The sequence below is a fragment of the Paenibacillus sp. genome (assembly GCF_048976745.1).
In the GTDB taxonomy this organism is placed as follows: domain Bacteria; phylum Bacillota; class Bacilli; order Paenibacillales; family Paenibacillaceae; genus Paenibacillus.
The window spans coordinates 451397-477694 of sequence record NZ_JBHGUU010000024.1; the positions used below are offsets into that span (position 1 = coordinate 451397).

A 26298-nucleotide genomic window follows, 5' to 3' on the forward strand; every position below is an offset into this window, starting at 1 on the left:
TCGATCCGTTCAGACACCCGCCCATTAATGCGGGAATGTAGCTATATTTTCAAGCGTTACATCACTAAAATGTTACATTGCAACTTTTAAGGGACTGACACTCTCACATAAGATCAACTGTATATGTTAGTTAACCGTCGTCCCTCTTCAATCATTATAGCCTTATACGTTGCCGCGTACCAATGCAGTTATGCCTGTACGGGACAATTCGCGAATGCCGTATGGCTTGAGCAATTCAATCATAGCATCAATTTTGTCCGTATCTCCGACCACCTGCACAATCAGGCTGCCAGGACCAACATCTACAACGGATGCGCGGAATGTTTCTACCACACCCAGAATCTCAGGACGCTCGGAAGGCTCTGCTTTAACTTTGATCAGGGCAAGTTCACGGGCTACCATCGGTTTCAGGCTGAAATCAACCACTTTAATAACATCGATGATTTTGTACAATTGTTTCTCAATCTGCTCCAGTGTTTTATCATCACCAATGGTAACAATAACCATCCGGGAGAGCCCAGGTTCTTCCGATTGACCTACTGTAATACTCTCAATGTTAAATCCGCGTCGACCGAACAACCCTGATACCCGCTGAAGGACGCCAGGCTGATCGTTTACCAGTATTGAGATCGTATGTCTTATCATTCGTCAGCATCCCCCATCAGCATTTGATCAATTGTCGCTCCTTGCGGAACCATTGGATATACATTTTCTTCCTTACGCACTACGAATTCAACAACGACCGGTCCTGGTGTATCCAAGGCTTCCTGCCAAGCACGCTGGGCTTCTTCCTTGTTGGTTGCACGCAACCCTTTTACGCCATATGCTTCAGCCAATTTTACAAAATCCGGACTTCCTGCCAGATCGATATGGCTGTAACGGTTCTCATAGATGATCTCCTGCCATTGGCGAACCATTCCGAGTACCTGATTGTTAATGATTACAATTTTCACCGGTATATTGTTAATGGCACAGATCGCGAGTTCTTGGGAACACATCTGCATTCCGCCGTCACCGTTAATGGAGATAACGAGTCTGTCCGGATTGGCCATCTGAGCACCAATAGCAGAAGGGAATCCAAAGCCCATTGTTCCGAGACCACCCGAAGTTACCCATGAACGAGGTTGATTAAATTTATAATATTGTGCTGCCCACATCTGATGTTGTCCTACATCCGTAGTTACAATTGCTTCACCTTTGGTTGTATCATTCAGCATTTCAACAACCCACTGGGGTTTCAGCACTTCGTCTGAATCCGTATAGCTGTAAGGTTTCTCTTGTTTCCACTGTTTGATCTGGTCTCTCCATGCATCTGCACGCTCGGCACGTCCAACTTCTTTGTTGGCTATTTCCAGTACGGTCTTCACATCACCAACGATTGGAATATCGGTTGCGATGTTTTTACCAATCTCAGCCGGATCGATATCGATATGAACGATCTTGGCATGTGGAGCGAATCCATCCAGCTTGCCTGTTACCCGATCATCGAATCGTGCGCCGATATTAATCAGCAGGTCAGCTTTTTGAATAGCCTGATTGGAAGTGTACGTTCCGTGCATACCTGGCATACCCGTCCATAATTCATGACCGCTCGGGAAAGCCCCCAGACCAAGAAGAGTTGTTGTAATTGGAATGCCTGTCTTCTCAACAAACTCGAACAGTTCTTCATGTCCACCGGAGTACACCACACCGCCACCGGCCAGAATCATTGGACGTTCTGCTTCCTGAATGGCCTGAGCCAAACGGTCAACCTGCAGTTTGTTTGGTACTGTCCGTGGATTGTACCCTCTCAATATAACAGGTTCAGTTGTTGGTTCAAACAATGTTTTGTTCGCTGATACATCTTTTGGGATGTCGATCAGTACGGGACCTTTACGACCAGTATTGGCAATATGGAATGCCTCATGAATCACACTGGACAGATCCTTTACATCTTTCACCAGGTAACTGTGTTTAGTGATTGGCATTGTAATCCCGGTAATATCCGCTTCCTGGAAAGCATCTGAACCAATCAGGCTTGAAATAACGTTCCCCGTAATAACTACGAGTGGTACTGAATCCATATACGCTGTTGCAATTCCCGTAACCAGATTCGTTGCTCCTGGTCCGGAAGTAGCGATGCAGACACCAACTTTACCGCTTGCACGTGCATATCCATCAGCTGCATGTATTGCACCTTGTTCGTGACGAGTGAGAACGTGTTTGAAATCCTCGAAACCATACATCGCATCGTAAATGTACAACACTGCGCCGCCCGGGTAACCAAATACGCACTCGACACCTTCAAGTAACAAACTTCTCAGCAGAATTTCGGATCCGCTAATGACCTCCGGCTTCATCCATTTTTCACGTAATTCATCTGTTGACCGCACTTCTGGAATTTGAGCTCCCATCAGTCATCCTCCTCTCGAAATTTACACCATTCTGACATTTAAAGTTACAAAAAAAACCTTCCATCCCTGCAAACAAGTTCATGCTTGCGAGGGACGAAAGGTTATCGCTTCCGTGGTACCACCCAACTTTGCCCGAAATTTCGCAATAACGGACCTTACCAGGTACAACAAAACGAATAGCTCAAACGAACATAGTCGTTTCCCATACCTGTTGTCTGTAACGCAGACATACGATTTTCCCTAATACGCGAAAGGAGTGACATCCAGTGCTTTTCAGGAAAACAGCTCCGAGGTGAGCTCGTATATAAGGGATAATGGTGGTGGTTTCAGCAATTCCAGCCACTCTCTGATCAAAAGAGCCCTTAAAACTTCGTCCTCTTCATAGCCGATGAAATATTCTCGTTAAATGTTAGGAACATTATATGATTCCTCCAACCGATAAGTCAATACCTGTTTTGCATAAAAATTCAGAGAACCATCATTCCTCCCTCTTCAACCTTTAAGGTTGCCCTAATCCTAGCGCTTCATTCAGTCACCTTTTATCTTGCTTCGGGCATAGGATATACGAGCAGCACGACTGGTCCTGAAAGGAGGCTCCGCATGGTGATTCGGCAACGCACATCCAAGCTGGATGATGGCGCCATCATGAAGCTGATTGACACTCAACTTGTTCCTTTATCCCATATGAGCGAAAAGGAAATTAATAAAATCCGCAAAGAAATACCCCTGCGAATGAACAGGGGCATGACCTTTGTTGTCTCGCCGGAGCCAGATAAAGCTGCTGTGGCATTCATCCATTTTCTCATGCATGGAGAACTGCTCTATGTTGATATGATGGCCGTTAGTCCGAAAGAGCAACGCAAACGTTACGGGCAATCTTTGTTGCTCAAAGCAGAGAGCTTTGCAGTATCCCGGGGTTGTCGAAGATCAAAAGTGATGGTGGATGAGGGCAATACCAAAGGGCTTCAGTTTTATCAAAAAAATGGATACAGCGCGATTCGATACATCATGATCAGCCGCTGCTACGAATTGGAAAAAACATTATAGAATGTCCTAGAAAAATCCTGGCGGACGTGGACCCGGACCATAAGGACCGAACCCAGGCCCCGGGCCAAAACCGCCACCAGGTCCTCCAGGTCCATATCCCGGTCCGTAGCCTGGACCATATCCTGGGCCTGGTTTTGGTCCAGGTCCGTAACCCGGACCGAAGCCGGGACCTCCGCCATAAGCATAAGGCAGTGTGGCAATAGCAAGCAGATCAAACAATACCAGTGGCAGAATCGCTTTTGTGCGTACTTTTTTGCCATTCAGACGTTTTAGTACCAATTTGTTACCTGATACTTTCAACAGCTTTCCCGTAACCCGAGTGCCGTCTTTTTTGATTGCAACAATATTTTTGCCTATTAATTTCATCGCTTCATCACGCGTAACTTGTTGTTTCATACTTTCCCCTCCTCCTCGGATCGTTCAAAACAGTGTATTCGTCCATCACTGAATTCGCCTGTTTCTTTGTCCCTACCTGAAAATATGGGTATCTGCATGAGAACCAAAACAAACGTGAAAAAGTGGATTGGAGACCCTCAAAAAAACAAAAAAAAAGGCCCGCACAAGGCGGACCCTTTTATCAAGCTTTTGGCTAGTAAATTGATATATTGCAAGTTTACCTTTTACCCGGGTCATACGCTTCACCGAGTGCAGACGGAGCCGAAGAACGTCCAACCGCTGCAACGAGAACGATGATGGTAAGCAGGTAAGGCAACATGAAAATAATTTCCTGGGGAATACTTTGTGACCATTCAAACAACTGCACATAGTTTCGGATTGCTTGTGAGAATCCAAAGAAGACAGCCGCACCAAATGCACCAATCGGATTCCACTTACCAAAGATCATAGCTGCAATGGCAATATAACCTTGGCCGGAAACCGTATTGTGTGAGAATGTACCCGTAGTTGTCAACGTGATTGCAGCGCCACCAATGGCTGCAAGCGCACCACTGATCATAACGCCAACATAGCGATAACGACGCACTTTAACACCAACCGTATCAGCCGCACTTGGATGTTCACCTACAGAACGAAGGCGCAGACCAAATGGCGTTTTAAACATAATGTAATACGTCAGGAATACAAACAGAATGGCCAGATATGTCGTTGGATATACATTCTTGAAGAAGGCTTCTCCGAGCAAGGGAATGTCTTTCAAGAACGGCACATCAAACTTGCTGAAGCCTTGAACCAACGGTGAATCACCAGAACCTTCAAACAACAATTTAACCAAGTACAACGTACTTCCTGCTGCCAAAAAGTTAATGACGATACCACTGATAATCTGATCTGCCTTAAATGTGATAGACGCAACGGCATGAATCAGCGATACCAGTACGCCCAATACAATCGCAAGCAGAACCCCCACCCAGGCTGATGTCGTTCCGCCCATGCCCGCTTCTTGAGCATAATGCGCCCCGATTCCAGCTGCAAAGGCACCGAAGACCATAAAACCTTCAAGTCCAAGGTTAGTCACCCCTGATTTTTCAGAAAAGATTCCGCCGAGTGATGCAAAAATCAATGCCGTAGCAAAGACAAGCGTCGTATTGATAATTTGCCCAATTGTCAACAAGTCCATCTACAACACCTTCTCTTTCTTACGCTTCGAATAGAACGGTTTGAGTATCCAGCGCACGATGCCTTGTGCCGCAATGAAGAAGATAATCGAACCGATCACAATCCGAATAATCTCAGGCGGAACATCCGCAGCAAAACTCATACCTGCAGATCCGTACGTGAGGGTACCAAACAACACTGCACCCAACAACACCCCAAACGGATGATTCAAACCAATCAGGGCAACTGCTATTCCGTCAAAGCCTGTACCTGGTGAACCCGACATTACGGTCTGGTAATGGAACACACCAAGAACCTGGAATGCTCCACCAAGGCCGGCAAGCATACCACTGATAAACATCGCTTTTACGATATTCCGGTTAACATGCATACCTGCATATTCAGCCGCATTAGGGTTGTAACCTACCGCGCGGATTTCAAAACCTTGTTTTGTTTTCCACATATAGATATAAAAGAGCACAGCCATCACAAGGGCAATCAACGTCCCCATGTGTACACGGGAGTTGCCCATCAGTTCAGATAACCAAGTGAGACTAATCGAAGCCGATTCGCTGATATCCACGGAGCGATTCTCGCCCTTCAACAGCAAGAATTGGCGTACGATAAGGTTGGCCAGATACAGACCAATCCAGTTCAACATGATACTACTGATAACTTCATTAACCCCACGTGCCGCTTTCAGATAACCAGCAATAGCTGCCCAGAGACCACCAAACAGTGCACCAGCAATCAAAGCCAGTGGCGCATGAAGGTAGATCGGCAAACCCGCAAATTTAACACCAACAAATGTCGCAGCTGTCATTCCGACGAGAAATTGACCTTCTCCCCCGATATTAAACAGCCCTGCACGTGATGCAAATGCAAATGCAAGTCCAGTCATAATTAATGGTGTCATTTCCCGTACTGCTTCACCAAAGTTGTACATGTCTCCAAACACCTTGGTGAACAATGCGCCGTAAGCTTCAATTGGATTGTAGCCACCAATCAGCATAACAACTCCACCGAGAATAAGACCCATAATTATAGCTACTACAGGCAAAATAAATGAATCTCGCGTAAACCATTTCAATACGTTATTCATGCGCAGTACCTCTCTTTTGAGTGCTGCCCGCCATCATCAAGCCGAGCTCCCTATCATTGGTTTCTTCCGGCAGCACCTCGCCAACGATCTGGCCTTCATAGATGACAGCAATTCGGTCAGATACATTGATAATCTCGTCAAGCTCAAATGAAATCAGCAGAACAGCCTTACCTTGATCACGCTGTGCAATCAGTTGCTTTTGAACGAACTCAATAGCCCCTACGTCCAAACCACGCGTTGGCTGGGCAGCGATAAGCAGTTCAGGGTTTTTATCTACCTCACGGGCGATAATGGCCTTTTGCTGGTTTCCTCCAGACAAGGAACGAGCCTTGGTCTCGATGCTTGGTGTACGCACGTCAAATGCCTCTACAAGCCGCTTCGCCTGCTTTTTGATCGCATCGAAGTTAAGGAACCCTTTACGGGTGTATGGTGCTTTATAATACGATTCCAGAACGATATTTTCACTTACTGAAAAATCAAGTACAAGTCCGTGTTTGTGTCGATCTTCCGGAATGTGGGCTACACCCGACTCCGAAATATGGCGCGGAGAATGATTGGACAGCTCCTTGCCCTCCAAAAGAATCGAACCACTCTCGACTTTCCGAAGTCCGGTAAGGGCTTCAATCAGTTCACTTTGACCGTTACCATCCACGCCTGCGATTCCGACAATCTCTCCTGCACGTACGTTCAGGTTAAGTTGGTTCAGAACTGCAATACCTTCTTTATTTTTGGCGGTTAATTTACTGACTTCGAGCACATTCGCTCCAGGTGTAGCTGGCTTTTTATCCACTTTGAATGTGACATTCCGCCCCACCATTTTCTCTGCCAGCTCATTCGGATTGGTTTCCGATGTTTTAACCGAATCAATGACTTTGCCCCGACGAATAATCGTTACGGTATCGGAGATTTCCATAATCTCTTTCAGTTTGTGTGTGATCAAAATAATGGACTTGCCTTCAGCTACAAGCTTCTTCATGATGATCATCAGTTCTTTGATCTCTTGAGGAGTCAATACGGCTGTAGGCTCGTCAAAAATCAGAATGTCTGCACCGCGATACAACGTTTTTACAATCTCCACACGTTGCTGCATTCCAACAGAGATATCATGAATTTTGGCATGAGGATTCACCTTGAGTCCATACTGTTCGGACAAACGCTGAACTTCAGCAGCTGCTTTTTTATAGTTAATATTGAGACCCTTCGTTGGTTCAGATCCCAAAATAATGTTCTCTGTTACCGTGAACGGCTGTACAAGCTTAAAGTGCTGATGCACCATGCCGATGCCAAGATCGATTGCTCGGTTAGGACTGTCGATGATGACAGGCTTGCCATTCACTTCAATGGAACCTTCATCTGGCTGATAGAGACCAAATACAATATTCATCAACGTTGACTTACCAGCGCCATTTTCGCCCAGTAGCGCATGGATCTCGCCTTTACGAAGCTGAAGGCTGATGGCGTCGTTGGCAACAATGCCTGGGAAACGCTTCGTAATTTGTTTTAACTCAACGACGGGGGTTGCTGCACCCATGTAATCACCCTTATAACTGATATAGTGTGGTTCCGCAAACGAAAGAAAAGCTCCTACCGGAGCGTTGATACACAGTTACCTTGTACAATTGTTATAATGACTTGATCAAATGTTCCTGTTCTTACAATCATAAGGCCGGTCTAGACCGGCCTCAATGATTATTTATTTCCAACGAAGATCAAATTACTCAGTAGGAACTTTGATTTCGCCGCTGATGATTTTTTCTTTGTACTCATCTACTTTAGCAAGAACATCGGCAGATACATTAGCAGTAGAAGTATCAGCAACACCAACACCATTTTCTTTCAGTGTCAGGTTCTCAGAACCACCAGCAAATGTACCATCAACAACTTCTTGGTTTACGCGTTTAACCGCTTCGTCAACTTTTTTGATCATGGAAGTCAACGTTACCTCATCACCAAACTCAAGTGATTGGTCTTTGTCTACACCGATAACCCATACATCTTGACCTTGTTTCTTACGAGCAATTGCTTCGTTAAACACACCGTTACCTGTTGCGCCAGAAGCGTGGAAGATAATGTCTACACCTTCATTGTAAAGAGTTGCTGCTGCTGCTTTACCCAAGTCAGGTTTATCGAATGCACCTGTGTAGTTAGAAATGAATTGAGCATCAGGATTAACTGCTTTAACGCCTTCTCTGAATCCTACTTCAAACTTTTTGATCAGTGGGCTTTCCATACCGCCAACAAAACCAATTTTGTTTGTTTTTGTTGTCAGACCTGCAACAACACCAACCAAGAAAGATCCTTCTTCTTCAGCGAAAGTTACGGATTTAACATTAGGAGAATCCACTACGCTGTCAATGATCGCGAGTTTAGCATCCGGGTTTTGGTCAGCAACCGTTTTGATTGCATCAGCCAATTGGAAACCGATACCCCAAGTCAGATCATATCCACCTTTAACGAATTCGTTCAAGTTAGGAATGTATTCTTCATCGGATTTACTTTGCAGGTATTTAACAGCAGTACCTGTTTCTGTTTCAGTCGCTTGCAGAGCTTCCCAAGCGGATTGGTTAAAGGATTTGTCATTAACTCCACCTACGTCAGTAACCATACCGATTTTGAGATCGGATTTTGCTTCAGTGGAAGTGCCACCTGTATCTCCTCCGGCATTTGTTTCTTCTTTCGGTTTGCTACCGCAACCTGCGAGCATAACCGATACCGCCAGCAACATTACCAAAGACAAGCTGAGCATCTTTTTCATTTCTCTTTTTCCCCCTTAATGATATATCCCTCATTCCAATCCAGCCTACAATTGAACGGTTAACAGATAGCAGGAATGACTTTTATGCAGAATGTATGGTTTCTTCGACATTAAAAGCGCATTCTCACCCTTGAAGCATTGTATCATCTGTCGAAAAACCGAACATTATGACATGGAGAGAAAAATCTAGGACTAGCCTACTAGAGGTGATTATACAATCAACCAGTGTTAAAATCCAGATGTTTCATCACCAAATATCACATATTTTTGTTCTTTTTTTATTGAAAACGCTTAATAATTTAGTGATTTAACACACTAACGTTACAACGATGTGATGTTATATAACAAAAACATATCGTGAACTTTAGTGCTAAGTGGAATTTACCTGTTTTCTTTTGTATTATTTCACCGTTCGTATTTTATGTATTGCCATCGTCTGTTATTCAACCAGTTATCTGGCTTCATTGTTCCCTTCCAAACTATAGCCTATCCGCTCTACTCATTCAGAGATTCAGCTTCGAATTTCTTCCAAGCCGTAAAAAAAGCCGCCATATAGGTACGGCGGCTTGTATCATACAATTTAAGCGTTGATTTTGCCTTTAGCTACAGTAGCCAAAGAGTTGAACGCATTGATGTCGTTAACGGCCAGATCAGCCAACATTTTGCGGTTCATGTCTACACCAGCAAGTTTCAAACCATGGATCAGTTTGTTGTAAGACAAACCATTCATACGTGCTGCAGCATTGATACGAACGATCCACAGTCTGCGGAAGTTACGTTTCGTGTTGCGACGGTCACGGTATGCGTATACCAGGGATTTCATTACTTGCTCGTTAGCTGTTTTAAAAATACGGTGTTTGGAACCGAAATAACCTCTTGCCAGTTTCAAAACCTTTTTATGACGACGACGTACTACAAAACCGCCTTTTACTCTTGCCATATTAAAGAACCTCCCAAATAAATATAAATGTATCCGTGGTATGTGTACGACCGAAGCCGATCCCCCATACGGAATGTACTAATTAGAATTAGCCTTTCAAGTTAGCCAAACCTTGTTTCAAACGTCTAACATCCCCGGCAGCCATAACTGGGTTACCGTTCAGAACGCGCTTAGCACGTTTGGATTTGTGGGAAAGCAAGTGGTTTTTGTGAGCTTTGTAACGAAGGACTTTACCGGAACCGGTAATTTTGAAGCGTCCTTTCAAACTGCTGTGTGTTTTCATTTTAGGCATTTTGTGTTTCCTCCTCCAATGTTATCAGGCTTTAGGAGCCAAGATCATGATCATACTGCGGCCTTCCAATTTCGGTTGACGTTCAATAGTACAAAGTTCTGCAACTTCTACCTTAACGCGCTCCAAAATCCGTTGACCAATCGCGGCATGTGCAATTTCACGTCCGCGGTAACGAACAGAACATTTCACTTTGTCGCCTTCGTTCAAAAACTTAACTACATTACGAAGCTTCGTTTGATAATCGTGCTCCTCAATATTGGAACGGAACCATACTTCTTTAATGTCAACAATTTTCTGGTTCTTACGGGCTTCTTTTTCTTTCTTTTGTTGCTCATAGCGGAATTTGCCATAGTCCATAATACGACACACCGGCGGTTTAGCCTGTGGTGCCACATTGACCAGATCCAAATTCAGGTCAATCGCCATTTGCAGTGCTTCGCGAATGGGCGTGATCCCAATTTGTTCTCCTTCAGCTCCAACAAGGCGTACTTCCTTCGCCCGAATCTCATCATTAATCATGTGATCTTTACTAATAACCGTCCACCTCCAGGTCATTTTGAATATCCTGTTACACAAAAATAAAAGGGATGCCGGTTAAGCTACCGACATCCCTGTAATCAACACAATTCTTCATGAGTATACACTTCATAAATTATTGGGATCGTTGACCAGCCAACATGTTTGTTGATCAGGTGAGAAGTCGGACTTCTGCTTGTGATTCCATTGCTATTCGTTTTAAGGCACTTGAATACTATATCATCCACAAAACACATTGTCAACATCTTCACAACTTTTTTTCGTGAATTATACATTGGTTATATCCGATGCCGACAAAGTATCGCATGCATGTTCCTTACCCTTGTTTGCTTTGTACCTCATCCAACCGCACAACACGTGTATGTTGGGTGTGGCTCCACTGTTTGTTGTTCTGCGTAAAGAAAGCGTAGAACGTAATCGGGTACCAAGACAGCAGATAAATCGGGAACAAGATCAGATATAGATAAACTTTGGCAAAAGTAACCTTCTCCAGTGCCATGGACAACAGGAACGTCAGAATATTCAGACCAATAGCCACGAATCCAACCCATAACGGGAAGTATCCATAAATATTCGCAATGTGCGGACCACTAAATATAGCCATGTCTACCCACATAACAGCGGTCATCAGGAACGTAAGCAACACAACATAGACATTGGCTCCATAGATAGCAAGGTCAAATTTCACCAGACTTCTTTCCTTGATGGACTGCCAGAGCAATGGGAAGAAATATCTGCGTGCCACTGTAAAGTGACCTTGCATCCAGCGCAGGCGTTGTCTCGCTGAAGCTTTGAATGTTAATGGCTTCTCATCAAATACTTTGGCGTCATAGTTAAAAACAGGATACACATTACGTTGCACACTGCGCATCGTAAACTCCAGATCCTCGACCAGACTTGTTGCGCCCCAGCCAATTTCCTTCAACAGGTTAGTCTCGAAGCACATTCCGGTTCCTCCGAGGAAATTCGCCATATTCAAGTTATGACGAGACAACTGCCACAGACGGTTGATATACCAGTAAGATACACCGTAAGCTGCAGTAATCCAGGAATCCTCCGGATTTTTCGTATCAATGTATCCTTGGATAACACGCGAACCATTGTTCAAGTCATCATTCATCTCAAGCAAGAAGTTACGGTCAACCAGGTTATCCGCGTCAAACATAACAACTGCGTCATACTGACGCGGCAATTTCCACAGGTACTTAAGCATCCATTCGATGGCATACCCTTTACCTCTTAGATCGGCGTTAGTACGTACACAGGCGTTCAACCCATGTTGTCTAACAATCTGAGCCGTTCCATCCGTACAGTTGTCACAGATGACAAACACATCGTACAGATCTTCCGGATAATCAAGTTGTTTCAAGTTCTCCATCAAGGCACCAATGACTTGTTCCTCATTGTGTGCTGCGACGAGTACAGCGAATGATTTTGTCGCCGGATAATGTTTCTTTTTCTTTTTCTTAATCAGACCGAACAGCGAAAACGTGAATTGGTACACGGCTAGCAGTGCCAAAATGACCTGCATCGTGACGAATATAGCGTCCAACATCGTTCTCTGTTACCCCCTTTTTTTCAAACCCAGTTTACTCAAGCATTTCTCTTCCTGATTCTGCATTTATTTTTTTTGTAATCTGCAGAATATGACCCTGTTCTTTTGTGTAATACGTGAATTTATCAGGCAATGTTTCAAAGCTTGGTTGCTATCAGTTGGCTGCTTTATCGATTCTGTATTCTTTTCAGTCATTTGTCAAAACCCCAATTCCACTTTCTGAAGCAGAAATGTGATCTTTAAACGCTGAATAGACACTTCGTGATACCACAACCTCGCATTCATGCCTGTTATATCTTATTTTCAGCCGTTTACTTGATTTTTATTTCTAAAGTCCCTGCTTTTTTCATCAGCATGTTCTTCTTCGTCAGAGGCTCTATAACAAATAACGCAAACAGACCTCAAAAAGTTTGAAACAAAACTCACATTTTTTTTACCTCATTTCAGCCATGTTGAATCATTGTATCTTTTTTGGCTGGCTCAAGTCAAAAAGTTAAGATGGGTATATATCCACTCTTTAACATGAATTTAACTTTCTTTACATGGGTTCTTCTTGAAAAGGACAACATTTAAAAATATGATAAACATATACCTGAAATAACCTCAAGTTCATGAAAAACGGTTATATACTAATCAGGACGAAACCGGATGCAGAAAATCACCGGAAATAATGCCGCCATTATGGGTGGCCTGACTGGCAGGAGGCCAATATGAGCCGTTTATTCTTAAAGTTTCAAGATTATGATCGAAATGTTTTTATGTGGATCAACGGCCGGCTTCATAATCGTTTTATGAATTTTTGGCTGTATTATTTCACCCATCTGGGTGGAGCAACTTCTTCTATTGCAATATCCTTGTTAATCTGGCTGCTTGCTCCAGCTCCATGGAGCACAACAGGGCTCCAGGCTTGTATCGCTCTTGCGGTTAGCCACATTCCTGTAGCCATCGCGAAAAAATTGTATCCCCGCATTCGACCTTATCTGGCCTTGCCGGATACAATTACATTCCGTAATCCCCTGACGGATCACTCGTTTCCTTCAGGACACACAACTGCCATTTTTTCGGTCACGGTTCCATTTATGACCACTGATCCGATCTTATTGCTAATATTGTTGCCTGTGGCCCTTATTGTCGGATTCTCTCGAATTTATCTGGGATTACACTATCCTTCCGATGTTCTGGCAGGTGCTACAATAGGTACTTTAGTCGCACTTGCAACAGTTGCATTCTGGTCTTAAAGCCGATATGTTAGACTCAGAAAAACCTAGCAGGAACAGGTGAAGTAAGCGTGGAGAAAAAAAGAGTATTACTATTATCTGAAGGCTTTGGTACGGGGCATACTCAAGCCGCCTATGCATTGTCCAGCAATTTGCGAAAGCTCTCGCCAGACGTGCAGACGAAAGTGCTGGAACTGGGAAGTTTTTTAAATCCCAAGGTTGCACCTCTTATTATAACGGCATACAAAAAAACGGTTACTAATCAACCCAAACTTGTCGGATACGTATACAGGCATCAATATAAAAAATCATTGAACCGGCTGACAACACTCGCGTTGCATAAACTGTTCTATACACATACACGCAGCGTTGTCCGTCAGTTACGTCCCGATGCAATCGTCTGTACCCATCCGATTCCAAGTGCTGTCATATCCAGACTGAAACGTCTGGGTGCACAGATTCCCCTGTGCACAGTCATCACCGACTATGATGCACATGGGACGTGGATTAACCGCGAAGTAGATCTTTATCTGGTTTCTTCAGATGAGGTTAAGTCCAAACTATTGCTGCGTGGCGTACCTATAGACAAAATTCGAGTCACGGGTATTCCCGTGCATCCGAACTTCTGGGAGCATCCCGGGCGAGAAGAGATCCGAAGCAGATTCAACCTCAAGAACATGCCCACTGTACTTGTCATGGGCGGCGGTTGGGGAATGCTCAGCGACAAGCTGGTCCATCCGTTGCTGACACGCTGGCATGAAGATATTCAGATCATTTTTTGTCTGGGTCGCAATGATAAAGCACGGATCAGCATGGAACAGAACCCCATGTATCGCAAAGAAAACATTCATATTATCGGGTACACCAATGAAGTGGACAAATTGATGGAAGTATCCGACCTGCTGATCACGAAGCCTGGGGGAATGACATGCAGCGAAGGCTTGGCCAAAGGAATTCCAATGTTATTCCACAACCCTATCCCTGGGCAGGAAGAAGAAAACGTCCATTATTTTACCGCAAGAGGTTTGGGAGAACCCATCACTTCGCTTGACGTAGTGGTCAAATGGATGAACAAGCTGCTTCATCACTACCCGGATGTTGTTCGTAAACGCAAACGTCACCTGGCGGAAATCGCCAAGGTTCATCCGATGGAGAGCGCTCAAAGTATTATCGATCTGCTGGAGGACGTTCGTCCTTCATCCACAGAAGAGGCCCGTTTATGAATTTATCCGAACAGGTTGTTGCTTACCGCAGATTTCGTCCAATTATGTTTCTAACCAACGGCTTCAAACAAGCCTGCAACCACATTGAAAAGGTGCCTTCGGATTTGAGGGCACCTTTTCTTTATGAAGGAAAGTACAAACTATTGAATGCCTGCTGACTTCAAGTACTCCTGCCACTGCTTGGTGTATTCTGCCTGAATTTTTTCCAATCCGGCTTGTTTAGCCTTCTCCATAAATGTGTTCAATCCAGCTTCCACATCTGCCACCAAACCTACATTAAGTGGATACAAATATTGTTTCTCCACCTGTTCCAATGCAGCCTTCTCGGCTTGGTACGGGGTCCAGTCTTCAGCAAATCCGGTATAAATATCCGGCTTTTTGATTTTGTCGAGATCTTCGAACATGGTCAGGACATCATCAAACGTTTTATCATAGAGCATGAATTCCGGATTGCGCCAAGCCCAGCCGTTCATGCCCTCACGCGGGAAGCCGTTCGTTTGTGCATCGCCCAACATTTTGTAATATCCATTGTCTACCTCAAAGTTTTTACCTTCTACGCCGTATTCAGTCAACCAGTTATATCGTTTGTCTGTCACGAGCTTCTCGTAAAATGCCAACGCTCTTTCCGGGTTTTTACTGCTACGCGGAATCGCAAAGCCATTGTGGATCGGGTGAACCGGTTGTGCAAACCCTTTCGCATTCGGGTAAGGGAAATAAGCCAGTTTCCAATCTGGATGCGTAGACTGCACCTTGATTACATCTGCATTAAATTTGTTCGGGTTTTCCCCGGACAGAACCACAGCCGCTTTTCCATTTTGCAGCAATGAGTTGGAAGTGTCTTTTACATTCAGTACGTTTTTCGGGAAAAATCCTTTGTCCATCCAGCGTTTATATGTTTTCAGATCTTCCAGATGCTGCGCAGATCCCCAGTAGGACGTCACGGTCGAAGGTGTGTCATACATAATATCCAGTCCATATGGAAGTTGACCTGCTGTATTAACCAGCTTGGATGTCAATTGACGGATACCATGCGTATGGTTGGCATTGCTATCCGCGATCGGAATCATATTGGGTTCGTTGGCCTTAATGCCTTCCAGATACGCTTCGAGTGTCTCGAGCGATTCTGGCTTCGGAAGATTATACTTCTCACGCAAATCCTCGCGGTACGCAATTCCCTCGGTTACATACTCAATCCAAGTGGATGGAACCGTATAGATTTTTTCATTGATTTTGACAGCATTCCACATGTCATCAGGTACGTGAGCTTTCAGCGCTGGCGCTGCTGTAGGCAGCATTTCATCCAGTGCCAGGAACGCGCCTTTCTTGGCATAGGACTGGTAGAATGTCCAATCCGCTGTGAAGATCAGATCGATCGGCTGTCCGGAAGACAGCAGCAGTTTATATTTTTGATCCCAGTCGGTCCAGGAGGTGTAGTTGAATTTCACATTGACGTTCAGATCAGCCTCAGCCAGCTTATTGATCTCGGATTCAATGACAGGCAGATCTTTGGGAGCATCCCCAAGCATGTAGAATTGCAGCGTTACTTTCTCGCCTTTGTTATCGGATGTTCCTCCTTGCTCACTTCCTTGCGTCGATCCCCCCGAACCGTTGTTACATGCGGCAAGCACCCCGGCGAACAACATCAGGGCAAGTACCAGAGACAGGTGCCGAATTGTTTTGTTACGCATACGCATCCTCCCTTTTTGTGGTGAACCTTTATATGTTAGCGCAGACTCGCCATGTTTCAGACCGAAGTAGATGCCAAAGGCCTGATATCCAGAGCGCGTTCACGTTCTAACCTTTCACTGCACCAATCGTAAGTCCTTTGACAAAGTAACGTTGTACAAACGGATACAGGAACAAAATCGGTCCCGTCACAACGATTGCCATCGCCATCTTGGTTGATTCAGTTGGCACATCCTGACTAAGCGTGATCCCTGTGCCAATCGCCATCTGGTCAATAAAGGTAATCGTGTTCATCGTGTTATAGAGATAAAATTGCAGTTGGTACATATCCGGATTGTTAATGAAGAGGGATGAGGTAAACCAGTCATTCCAGTAACCCAATGCCAGAAACAGACCTACGGTGGCGATCCCGGGCATCGCCAGTTTCAACACAATGCTGAAATAGATACGGAAGTCATTGGCTCCATCAATTTTGGCGGACTCAATCAACTCATCCGGCACTGCCGAGCGAATGAAGTTTTTCATCAGGATAATGAGGAATGGTGTCATCAATCCCGGGAAAATTAGTACGGTGTACGTATCCGTGAGATTGAAGTAGTTCGCCAACATAATGTACCAGGGCACAAGCCCCCCACCAAACAGGGTTGTGAAGTAGATAAAAAACGAGAACGTATTCCGATATTTAAAATCCTTACGCTGGAGCACAAATCCAGCCATCGTGATGAGGAACAGTCCTAGCGTCGTGCCCACCACTGTTGTAAAGACGGTTACCCCATAAGCCTTGAGTACCTGAGTCGGGAATTTGAACACCATTTTGTAACCTTCCAGGGAAAAGTCCGTTGGAAAGAGGTGATAACCATCCCTTACAATGGACTCGTTGCTGCTGAATGAACCGGATAGAATAAGCAGAAACGGCAACAGACACATGATGGATAAAATAATGATGAAGCCGTAGGAAATCAGTTGAAACATGAAAGTGAATTCCGAATCTCTGAGACGCGTATTGGTACGCGTATGAGTGTTCATTGGCGTGTTCATGATCGTTCTCCCTCCTGCCCTGCGGGCCTTCTAGAACAAGGCGTAGTCCTCATTAACTTTGCGGATAATATAGTTGACGGTCATGATCAAAATGAATCCAAACAAGGACTGATACAGACCAGCAGCAGTTGCCATTCCGATATCAAACGTCACTTTCAGTGAACGATACACATACGTATCAATAATATCTGTAGCGTTGTACAACACCCCGTTGTTGCCGATCAGTTGATAGAACAGGTCAAACTGCCCCTTCATAATGCTACCCAGCGAGAACAATAGCAGGATGACAAAGGTTGGCTTCAACATTGGTACCGTGATGTACCAGATCCGCTGAAAAATATTGGCCCCGTCGATCCGGGCGGCTTCATAATACTCGTCACTGATACCCGTTATGGCGGCCAGGTAGATGACCATGCTGTATCCAAGATTTTTCCATAGATAAAAAATGATGATCAGGAACACCCAGATCCAGGGTGTGTTATAAATGTCGACTGGGCCGGCCTCAAAACGTTTGAGCACCGTATTTACAAAACCCGACTCATAGTTGAACATGTTGTAAGCGATTACACTTAATAGTACAAATGAGATGAAATACGGCAAGAACATGACGGATTGCGTGATTTTTTTGAATAACCTGCCCCGGATCTCGCTAAGCATGATCGCACAGAAGATCGCCAGTCCATTTCCTAATATAATGAAGGCGAGATTGTAACCCACGGTGTTGGTTGTGAGCTTCAGCAGCATTCCGGATTGCCATAGGAACTTAAAGTTCTCCAGACCGACAAATGGACTGCCAAATAGTCCGCCTTCAAAATCATACCGGGTGAACGCATAATAGATACCGACCATCGGAAAATACGAGTTAATCAGAAAAAAGATCAGCGTGGGCAACAGCATCAGAAACATGATTTTGTTTTTGTTCAATTCTTTGAGCATGGCTCGATCCCTCCCGAATTTCTTGCGGTGCTGCGTGGTGGAGCTCTCTTTTTATTGTAGATGCACTCTTCGCTCACGGATACTGAAGCTTCCCGTCAGAAAATGAACGATTCTGCGAAATGAACTATGAACAAAACGAACGAACCATGAAATGAACAGACATTCACGCGTCTCCGTTCACAAATGTTGATATCGTGCATAGGCTGCACCTAGTGAACAATCCAGCGAAAGTTGAACTTTATGTAGACAAAACAAGCAAAATGGCCTGTCCAGCATTGATGTAAACGCATACATAATATATAATTCAAGTTACTCTTGTTCTTCTGTTCATCCAGATATGAAGTCTAGCGTATGGATATGAAGTTCTACGTTGTTCACCCAAAACAGGAGGTTCGAGGGGGAAGAAGTATGCGTAAACGTTCGGACGACAGTCAGAAGGTCTTCACACGAATTCTGATCGGCATTATTATCAGTACCGTCGCTACCCTGCTTGTGGCTTCTTCTATTTTGTATGTCAACTATAATCGGATTGCTCTTCGCCAGGTGTATCGTACAGATATGAACAGTCTTACACAAACCAGCCGTGAAGTGGCCAAAATGACCGAGACTGCAAAATCATTGTCATATCAGATTTATCAGGACTACACCATCTCTTCATTACTGCTGTATTCCAAACCCAATATTTATGAGATTACATCAGCGATGGAGCAGCTCGATAACTACCGCATGTCCCTCCCCTTTATTGAATCCATCTATGTATATAACTCTAAAAATAATGAATTCTTTATCAGTTCCAATGAGCGTAATGGGCAGCAATCCATCTCGGAGATCGACGATCAGGGAATTACAAGCATCCTTCAACGCTTCCACGACTATAAACCTTTTGTGCCCATTCCGCGTACATATCAGGTCGGCTCTACTGAAGCAACAGAGGTTAACAGCTACACCTATCTCTGTTATGACACGATCAATGACAACGCGAAGCTTAACTATGCTGTCATTGTTAATATCAAGGATGATTGGCTCAGTCCGAATATGAATGCTGTGGATCAACCAGGCAGGACCTTTATCGTGAACGAGGATGGGGATCTATTATCAGACTTTGGTGACCGTGCATTGATGAAAAATCTCTCCAGTGAAGCTTTTATGAAGCCGATTATGCAGGATACGGAGCAGTCCACTTATTTTACCGAGAAGGTCGATGGCGAAAAATCACTCATTACCTATACCGCTCCCGATGATCTGGGCTGGCGTTATGTGAGAATAACACCTTATGATCTGATTACCTCAGATATACGGAGTATGCGTACACACACGGTTCTGTTTTGTGTTGGACTTCTCTTTGCGGGCTTGCTGCTCTCTTACCTTGTATCCCGAAAACTATATCACCCTATTGATAAGGTGCTTGTTCGTTTACGTGTGATGGAAGCAGAGCGACGCGGCAGTCTTCATTTGTTGCGGCAGGATTTTCTGCGAGGGGCCTTGCAGGGTCGCGAAACCGTAACTGGAGGTATGCTGGAAGAACGGATGAAGTTCTATGGTTCCTCCATTGATATTCAGCGTGCGTCCAGACTCGTATTGCTGCGTATTGACCATTTTACCGAATTCTGCGAAACGTATCGTGATGAGACCCAGCTTGTCAAATACGCCATGATGAACATCTGTACCGAGACAGCCGACCTCCACTATAATGCGGAAGCTGTGGATATGGGCGGTGATCTGATCACACTCATTTTCAATGAAAAAGCGGAATATCAAGAACTAGGGCAACCTGCTAATAACCGGATTGAAGAGCTGCTGCGCATGATGCAGGCTGCTGTAATGACCCATCTGAAATGCTCCATCTCCTGTACGATTGGCACGGAAGAAGATTCATTGGAAGACAGTATTGCATCCTACACCAGATCAGCCGAAGCTTCACTGCATCGTTTGTTCATGGGACCAGGCTGTCTGATCTACACCTCTGACATCATGGCTTATCACGCCAAGGAGTACGCATTCCCGGCAGGTAAGGAAAGACAGCTTGTCGATTATCTAATGACAGGTAAGACACGAGAAGCCAAACAAGTCTATGCAGATATCGTCGGCGAAACAGCCGCTTATCCCTTCACTGTCTTCCAGCTAGCCTTATCCCATCTGACGATGACACTGAACCATGTACGAAATACCCTTAAGAAGAATAATCAACTCACGCTTGATTCTGTCTCGGATGGTTTAATGCTGCCTGTCAAAGACGCCGAAGACATCAGTGAAGTACATGAACACTTCTATCGTATGTTTGATGAGCTTGGTTCCAAAGTCGAGGAGAAACGTACACTGAAGCACGAAGAGTTGATTCGTAAAATCAACGGTATTATTGAGCGAGACTATGCGGACCCTAACCTTTGTCTAACTTCTATTGCAGATGAGCTCAGCATGTCGCCCATCTATGTAAGCAGGCTCTACAAACAGCTTACCCTGAAAGGGCTCACGGACGTAATTAACGAAACCCGCATAGCCAAAGCCCAGCATCTGCTGGTAGAGACAGAGAATTCTGTTGCCGATATTGCCGAGAGAACCGGATTCACCAACAGTTCATACTTCTATCGCATGTTCAAAAAGTTCAACGGTGTTACACCAAACGATTATCGCCGCAAAGAGTTTCATTCAGAGAATTTTTGAAATCAATTCAGACGTGAGTTTGAAGTATTGTACATTGATTGTTAATGCAAAAAAAAGAGCGGCCTATGAGAATGAATCATTCACCTCATGTGTCGCTCTTCTTTAATGAGTTTAAGTTAGATTTCGATTTTAGTCCTGATCCTGATCTTCGCCAGACTCATCTGTTGCTTCGCGGACCTTATACTTGTCCAGTCGTGTCTGCTGATACTCACGCAGCGCCTCTTCCCCAACGATCACTTCAACCCGGTGAATGTTCATGCCTTTACCCATGAATTTCTGCTCATACTCGGTCATCACATGTTCTTCATTCAAGCCATCACGATGCAGGTTCAAAGAAAGATTGGTCATTTGCAGACCAAAGTCGGCAATGGCGTTGAGCGAGAAATCAAACAACGTCTCCGAATCGGTTTTAAAATGAATCTGTCCTTTGGGATTAAGCAATTCCGTATATTTCTTCAGGAAGCGCGGGTGCGTCAACCGGCGACGTGCATGCTTTGCTTTTGGCCAGGGATCACTGAAGTTCAAATAAATGCGTTCCAGTTCTTCCGGCTCAAAAACTTCCTCGATCTGTTCGATATTTGCCAGCGCAAGCTTCAGGTTTGGAGGTGTCTCCACATCAGCCTGACTCCACGCATTACGAGCTTTCTCACTGGCACGACGAACCAGTTCATCATACATATCAATACCGATGAAATTAAATTCCGGATATTTATAACTCATTTGGCTGATAAATTGACCTTTACCCATACCAAATTCCACAAAGATCGGATGGTCATTGCCAAACAGTTCAGACCATTTTCCTTTATGTTGCTTGGGGTCCAGTACAACAAGATCAACTTGTTGCTCCAGATTTTCTCTTATCCCTTTTCTGCCACGTAAACGCATTTTATTCCTCCGTTTGTCCCATACTTGTCTCAGACTTATTTTGCCGAAGAACTGGCAAATTGTAAAGAGCAATGAAAAGGGAATCTTCGGATCTGCCACTTTGGGCAAATCTCAAAGATTCCCTCTTCGATTTATTTGGAATTGGGGTCCAACTACTTTAGTAGTTCATAGTCTACCTTATCTTGGTGTGAAAAATCAAATGTCTTTTCGAAAGCATCGCGAACTTTTTGTCTTGCAGCCGCTTTCACTTTCGGATTTCCATTAAAACGAACACCTGTTAAAGCCAGCGCTTCTTCTGCCGTCAGTTCAACAGACACATGATTCAATTCATTGTTTTTAACTTGGGAATTCATTCATATCACCTCACGGTATAGTATGGTCCATGACGTCAACGTTGATGCAAATGCTATGATGAATAATACCCATTGGATGGTGTCTGACGCTGATTTAAATATAACATAAGGTGTAAACTATAGCAAGGAAAAACCCTTGATTTTACGGCCTATTTTTGCGTTTCGATTCCCCTTTTTTTTAGTTTTTTGATACAATGATAAAAGTTCATGAAGACACCTATAATCGCTATTCATCGTCTATGACAGAAAACGCATAGCGCTTCTATTTTTGTTCACGTATGATTACTGTAATTCGACAGCCAAAGGAGTACCCTTAAGATGAATGCACCTGCATTACAGCCCCCACTATTGTGGGGAGATAAACGATTCCATACCTGGAATTATGAGATGCGAGATCAATTTAACAACAAGGTTTTCAAAGTGATGCTGGATGCTGGATTCACCTGTCCGAACCGTGACGGTTCCATTGCCAAAGGTGGTTGCACCTTCTGCAGTGCGCGTGGATCAGGAGATTTTGCCGGCAGCAGACGTGAAGATCTGGTCACCCAGTTCAATACGATTCGAGATAAACAGCACCTCAAGTGGCCTACAGCCCATTACATTGGCTATTTCCAAGCCTATACGAACACGTATGCTCCGGTTGAGGAGTTACGCGAATATTTTGAAGAAATTCTAGAGCAGCCCGGTGTTGTTGGTTTGTCCATCGCCACTCGCCCGGATTGTTTGCCAGATGACGTTGTTGATTATTTGGCTGAACTGAACGAGCGCACTTATCTGTGGGTTGAGATGGGACTTCAAACGATCCATGATTCCACATCAACATTGATTAATCGGGCACACGACACGAAGTGTTACGAAGAAGCGGTTGAGAAACTCCGCAAACGGAATATACGTGTGTGTACACACATCATATATGGTCTGCCTCAAGAGACGCATGAGATGATGCTCGACACTGGACGGGCAGTCGCCAACATGGATGTGCAGGGCATTAAGATTCATCTGTTGCATCTGATGCGCAAAACGCCGATGGTGAAGCAATACGAAGCCGGTCTCTTACGTTTTCTGGATCAGGACGAGTATATCAAGCTGATCGTAGATACACTGGAGATGCTTCCTCCGGAAATGATCGTACACCGTCTTACAGGCGACGCACCGCGTGATCTGCTGATTGGACCGATGTGGTCCATGAACAAATGGGAAGTGTTGAACTCCATTGATCGTGAGTTACGAGAGCGGGATTCCTGGCAAGGTAAGTATTGGAGGCGAGCATAGATGGGCTTTCTTTCGGTTCTCAGCTGTGCTCATCAGTGGATTGCTTCTCGTCTGCAGCCAGGTGATCTGGCCATAGATGCAACGGTTGGTACAGGAGCAGACACACTATTTTTGGCACAACAAGTAGGCAGACGCGGTCAAGTCATTGGATTCGATATTCAAAGTGAAGCCCTTACACTGGCACAGGCCCGGATTCGAAAACAAAACGACGAAGCCAAGCTTGGTTCCATCTCCATGCTTCAACTAAGCCATGATCGAATGGCAGAAGCGGTGCCTGAGTCATGGCCTGGTGCGGTTGGTGCAGTCATGTTTAATCTGGGGTACCTGCCTTCGGAGAGTGCAGATTCCTCCATCATAACCGAGACGGACAGCACAATCGCTGCACTTGAGGCTGCACTCGCTTTATTACGTCCTCGCGGAATCATTACGGTTGTGCTCTACCCCGGTCATGACGGAGGCGCACAGGAAGCGTCAGCCGTATTGGAATGGTCCTCTGCCCTGCCGGTAGAACAGGCACAGGTTGTAATGTATCGCCAATTGCAGCGGGAAACTTCTCCTTTTCTGATCGGCATCGAGAAAAAATAATTTCCTTTGTTCACCAAATACAATAAACTAGACACAATCGCAAAGCGAGCTATTAACGGCTTTTTATTACTGCGATCTGTGTTCTACATCTACATATGCAAACGTATTCACTTGTTTGCTCATGGCGACAACATGCCCATGACTGATTAAAGCGATCCACCATTTCATATACTAGAGGAGAGATTACTGATGTCTACGCCATATCCATTACAATTCCAACCTGAATTCAAAGAACGTGTGTGGGGCGGTCGTGCGCTGGAGCAATTCGGCCTTACGCCCCCTGAAGGACATATCGGAGAAGGATGGATGATTGCGGATCATCCAAACGGTACAACCAAGGTATTAAATGGATCACTTGCTGGCAAGGGTCTGGATGAAGTTCGTGAACAACTGGGCACCGAATGGCTTGGAACCAAAGGCGTTTCCGAAAAAGGCGGCCGTTTTCCCCTTCTGATTAAGCTGCTTGACTGCAACGATGACCTGTCCGTTCAGGTTCATCCAACAGACGAGTATGAGGCACTTCCTCCTGGCGAGCTTGGCAAAACAGAAATGTGGTATGTACTCGATGCAAAACCGGGCGCACACATCATCTACGGCTTGAATGAAGGCGTTGATCGGGCAACCTTAAAAGAAGCATTGGAGAACGGTACGGTGATGGATACCCTTCGTCAGGTACCTGTGGAAGCTGGTGATACGTTCTTTATCCCTGCGGGAACCGTACATGCGCTATGTGCAGGTGTTGTTGTCGCGGAGATTCAGCAAAACTCGGATACGACGTACCGGATATACGATTACAATCGTCCAGGCCTGGATGGCAAACCCCGTGAGTTGCATGTTGAAGACTCATTAAATGTCACCGCCTATGAGGGCGCAGGTGCCTCAACGATGAAAACAAATAACGCTACTCCCGGTGAATGGCTCAAGCTTGCGGAATGCCCTTATTTTGTGGTGGAAAAAGGGATTGTAACTGATCGATGGGAACTCTCCACAAATCCTGACAGCTTCACGATTCTCGTTGTCTGTGAAGGAGAAGGAACTTTGGAGTGGGCAAATGCTGCATCAGACAGCATTGAATTAAAGGCCGGACAATGTTACCTGTTGCCAGCCAATCTGGGGACTTATACTTTGAACGGGAATACCACTGTTCTTCGCTCTTATTTGCCATAAATCAAGCTTATATGTAACCTGTGAAGGAGGAATTACACGAGATGCAGGAATCTACCTTTGCCTTGGTCGCTAGTGAAGGTACCCGTATTCATGTGTACCGCTGGCTTCCCGATCCGGAATGCAACGTTAAAGGTGTAGTGCAAATTGCACATGGCATGGGCGAGACGGCAGCCCGATACGCGGAATTTGCAGGCGTTCTTACCCAAAATGGCTATGCGGTCTATGCTAATGACCATCGGGGTCATGGCAAAACTGTGGAGAATGCCAAGTTACTCGGTAATGCTGGTGTCGATGCCTTCCGCTGGATGGCAAGTGATATGATTAATCTGGGCGAAGTAGCCGCCAAGGAGAACCCAGGAGTGCCCCTGTTTCTCATGGGACATAGCATGGGCTCATTTTTGGTACAACATCTTATGTACGCTGGTCATGAGCAGTATCATGGCTTTATTTTATCCGGGACAAACGGCAGACGCGGTCTGCTCCGGTTTGGAGAGAAACTTGCCTTCTTGCAGTGCGGCATTCAGGGTGCGACTCATCCCAGCATGCTGCTTAACGCGATTGTATTTGGCGGATTTAACCGCTCTTTCCGCCCTGCGACAACACCGTTTGATTGGCTGTCCCGGGACTCACAAGAGGTTCAGCGATTCATTGATGATCCCCTGTGCGGAGCAGTCTGTACAGCAGGTTTTTTCCGTGACTTCTTCAAATTGCTGCTTGAAGTTCATCTTCCACACAATATGGAGCGCATCCCCAAACACAAACCCGTATATCTGTTCTCTGGTGAGAAGGACCCCGTTGGACTTCATGGCAAAGGTGTTCTTAATCTGATCTCACATTATAAAAAGCTTCATCTGGAGCATATTGAGTATCGCCTGTATCCGGGTGGACGCCACGAAATGCTGCATGAGATCAACCGTACAGAAGTGGCTCAGCACGTTGTAGACTGGCTAGAGCGGAATACCCCTGGCTCGAATACACACCATAGTCCTGTGAACCCTACTGAGACGGCTGACTCTATATAATAGAGTCGGAACAACACTATAACAAAAGAAACCCCTGAATCGGATGAACAGCTCACGCTGCACTCCGGTTCAGGGGTT

Annotated in this window: 24 protein-coding genes; 8 read left to right on the plus strand and 16 right to left on the minus strand. The window is 45.1% G+C overall.

Annotation, left to right across the window (positions count from 1 at the left end):
• Window positions 1–162 precede the first annotated feature (162 nt).
• Both ilvN and ilvB read right to left on the minus strand, forming a co-directional pair.
• The gene (gene ilvN, locus ACE3K2_RS27895; RefSeq protein WP_024628317.1) at window positions 163–645 is read right to left on the minus strand and encodes an acetolactate synthase small subunit; all 483 of its coding nucleotides are present in this window, start codon (window positions 643–645) and stop codon (window positions 163–165) included.
• Window positions 642–2393, minus strand: a complete 1752-nt coding sequence (ilvB, locus tag ACE3K2_RS27900) for a biosynthetic-type acetolactate synthase large subunit (RefSeq protein ID WP_091032851.1) — start codon at window positions 2391–2393, stop codon at window positions 642–644. Before ilvB ends, ilvN begins: the two co-directional genes overlap by 4 nt.
• Before the next feature lie 603 nt (window positions 2394–2996).
• Here ilvB and ACE3K2_RS27905 point away from each other — a divergent pair.
• A complete protein-coding gene (locus ACE3K2_RS27905; protein WP_421898506.1) occupies window positions 2997–3440 on the plus strand; it encodes a GNAT family N-acetyltransferase in 444 nt (147 codons plus the stop codon).
• 6 nt (window positions 3441–3446) lie between these two features.
• Here ACE3K2_RS27905 and ACE3K2_RS27910 read toward each other — a convergent pair whose 3' ends face one another.
• The 9 genes from ACE3K2_RS27910 to ACE3K2_RS27950 form a co-directional block, all read right to left on the minus strand.
• Window positions 3447–3836, minus strand: coding sequence for a hypothetical protein (locus ACE3K2_RS27910; RefSeq protein ID WP_076330250.1), 390 nt, complete (start codon window positions 3834–3836; stop codon window positions 3447–3449).
• A gap of 217 nt (window positions 3837–4053) precedes the next feature.
• Complete coding sequence (locus tag ACE3K2_RS27915; protein ID WP_339303279.1) at window positions 4054–5016, minus strand: ABC transporter permease; 963 nt, start codon at window positions 5014–5016, stop codon at window positions 4054–4056.
• Window positions 5017–6096: an ABC transporter permease gene (locus ACE3K2_RS27920; RefSeq protein ID WP_091032853.1), complete on the minus strand. Its 1080-nt coding sequence runs from the start codon at window positions 6094–6096 to the stop codon at window positions 5017–5019.
• Window positions 6089–7627, minus strand: a complete 1539-nt coding sequence (locus ACE3K2_RS27925) for an ABC transporter ATP-binding protein (RefSeq protein ID WP_421897805.1) — start codon at window positions 7625–7627, stop codon at window positions 6089–6091. Before ACE3K2_RS27925 ends, ACE3K2_RS27920 begins: the two co-directional genes overlap by 8 nt.
• A gap of 183 nt (window positions 7628–7810) precedes the next feature.
• The gene (locus ACE3K2_RS27930; protein WP_421897808.1) at window positions 7811–8851 is read right to left on the minus strand and encodes a BMP family lipoprotein; all 1041 of its coding nucleotides are present in this window, start codon (window positions 8849–8851) and stop codon (window positions 7811–7813) included.
• A 580-nt stretch (window positions 8852–9431) separates the two neighbouring features.
• Window positions 9432–9791, minus strand: a complete 360-nt coding sequence (rplT, locus tag ACE3K2_RS27935) for a 50S ribosomal protein L20 (protein WP_017689664.1) — start codon at window positions 9789–9791, stop codon at window positions 9432–9434.
• An 88-nt stretch (window positions 9792–9879) separates the two neighbouring features.
• Window positions 9880–10083 (minus strand): 50S ribosomal protein L35, encoded by a 204-nt coding sequence (gene rpmI / locus ACE3K2_RS27940; protein ID WP_017689665.1) that lies wholly within the window; start codon window positions 10081–10083, stop codon window positions 9880–9882.
• Window positions 10084–10107: 24 nt separating this feature from the next.
• Complete coding sequence (gene infC / locus ACE3K2_RS27945) at window positions 10108–10602, minus strand: translation initiation factor IF-3 (RefSeq protein ID WP_062833422.1); 495 nt, start codon at window positions 10600–10602, stop codon at window positions 10108–10110.
• A gap of 334 nt (window positions 10603–10936) precedes the next feature.
• A complete protein-coding gene (locus tag ACE3K2_RS27950) occupies window positions 10937–12175 on the minus strand; it encodes a glycosyltransferase family 2 protein (protein ID WP_421897813.1) in 1239 nt (412 codons plus the stop codon).
• A gap of 710 nt (window positions 12176–12885) precedes the next feature.
• On the opposite strand from ACE3K2_RS27950, the gene ACE3K2_RS27955 reads away from it, so the two are divergent.
• Window positions 12886–13413 carry a phosphatase PAP2 family protein gene (locus tag ACE3K2_RS27955; RefSeq protein WP_017689668.1) on the plus strand — a complete coding sequence of 176 codons (528 nt, stop codon included), beginning with the start codon at window positions 12886–12888 and terminating at the stop codon, window positions 13411–13413.
• A 50-nt stretch (window positions 13414–13463) separates the two neighbouring features.
• Window positions 13464–14615 (plus strand): MGDG synthase family glycosyltransferase, encoded by a 1152-nt coding sequence (locus ACE3K2_RS27960; protein ID WP_421897816.1) that lies wholly within the window; start codon window positions 13464–13466, stop codon window positions 14613–14615.
• Window positions 14616–14755: 140 nt separating this feature from the next.
• Here ACE3K2_RS27960 and ACE3K2_RS27965 read toward each other — a convergent pair whose 3' ends face one another.
• From ACE3K2_RS27965 to ACE3K2_RS27975, 3 genes are all read right to left on the minus strand, one after another.
• Complete coding sequence (locus tag ACE3K2_RS27965; protein WP_421897819.1) at window positions 14756–16309, minus strand: ABC transporter substrate-binding protein; 1554 nt, start codon at window positions 16307–16309, stop codon at window positions 14756–14758.
• A gap of 100 nt (window positions 16310–16409) precedes the next feature.
• Window positions 16410–17273, minus strand: a complete 864-nt coding sequence (locus ACE3K2_RS27970) for a carbohydrate ABC transporter permease (protein WP_421898510.1) — start codon at window positions 17271–17273, stop codon at window positions 16410–16412.
• Window positions 17274–17369: 96 nt separating this feature from the next.
• Window positions 17370–18275, minus strand: coding sequence for an ABC transporter permease (locus ACE3K2_RS27975; protein ID WP_017689672.1), 906 nt, complete (start codon window positions 18273–18275; stop codon window positions 17370–17372).
• Window positions 18276–18683: 408 nt separating this feature from the next.
• Between ACE3K2_RS27975 and ACE3K2_RS27980 the strand changes: the two genes are divergently transcribed.
• A complete protein-coding gene (locus ACE3K2_RS27980) occupies window positions 18684–20936 on the plus strand; it encodes an AraC family transcriptional regulator (protein WP_421897823.1) in 2253 nt (750 codons plus the stop codon).
• A 129-nt stretch (window positions 20937–21065) separates the two neighbouring features.
• Here ACE3K2_RS27980 and trmB read toward each other — a convergent pair whose 3' ends face one another.
• Window positions 21066–21821 (minus strand): tRNA (guanosine(46)-N7)-methyltransferase TrmB, encoded by a 756-nt coding sequence (trmB, locus tag ACE3K2_RS27985; RefSeq protein WP_421897826.1) that lies wholly within the window; start codon window positions 21819–21821, stop codon window positions 21066–21068.
• A gap of 152 nt (window positions 21822–21973) precedes the next feature.
• Window positions 21974–22174, minus strand: a complete 201-nt coding sequence (locus ACE3K2_RS27990; RefSeq protein WP_036610190.1) for a hypothetical protein — start codon at window positions 22172–22174, stop codon at window positions 21974–21976.
• A gap of 318 nt (window positions 22175–22492) precedes the next feature.
• On the opposite strand from ACE3K2_RS27990, the gene ACE3K2_RS27995 reads away from it, so the two are divergent.
• The 4 genes from ACE3K2_RS27995 (at window position 22493) to ACE3K2_RS28010 (ending at window position 26220) form a co-directional block, all read left to right on the plus strand.
• Entirely contained in the window at window positions 22493–23446 is a 954-nt protein-coding gene (locus ACE3K2_RS27995; RefSeq protein WP_076330245.1) for a TIGR01212 family radical SAM protein, read from the plus strand.
• A complete protein-coding gene (locus tag ACE3K2_RS28000; RefSeq protein WP_421897831.1) occupies window positions 23447–24031 on the plus strand; it encodes a class I SAM-dependent methyltransferase in 585 nt (194 codons plus the stop codon).
• Window positions 24032–24220: 189 nt separating this feature from the next.
• On the plus strand, window positions 24221–25198 hold the full coding sequence (locus ACE3K2_RS28005; protein ID WP_421897834.1) for a type I phosphomannose isomerase catalytic subunit: 978 nt from the start codon (window positions 24221–24223) through the stop codon (window positions 25196–25198).
• 41 nt (window positions 25199–25239) lie between these two features.
• Window positions 25240–26220 carry an alpha/beta fold hydrolase gene (locus ACE3K2_RS28010; protein ID WP_421897837.1) on the plus strand — a complete coding sequence of 327 codons (981 nt, stop codon included), beginning with the start codon at window positions 25240–25242 and terminating at the stop codon, window positions 26218–26220.
• Window positions 26221–26298: the final 78 nt, after the last annotated feature.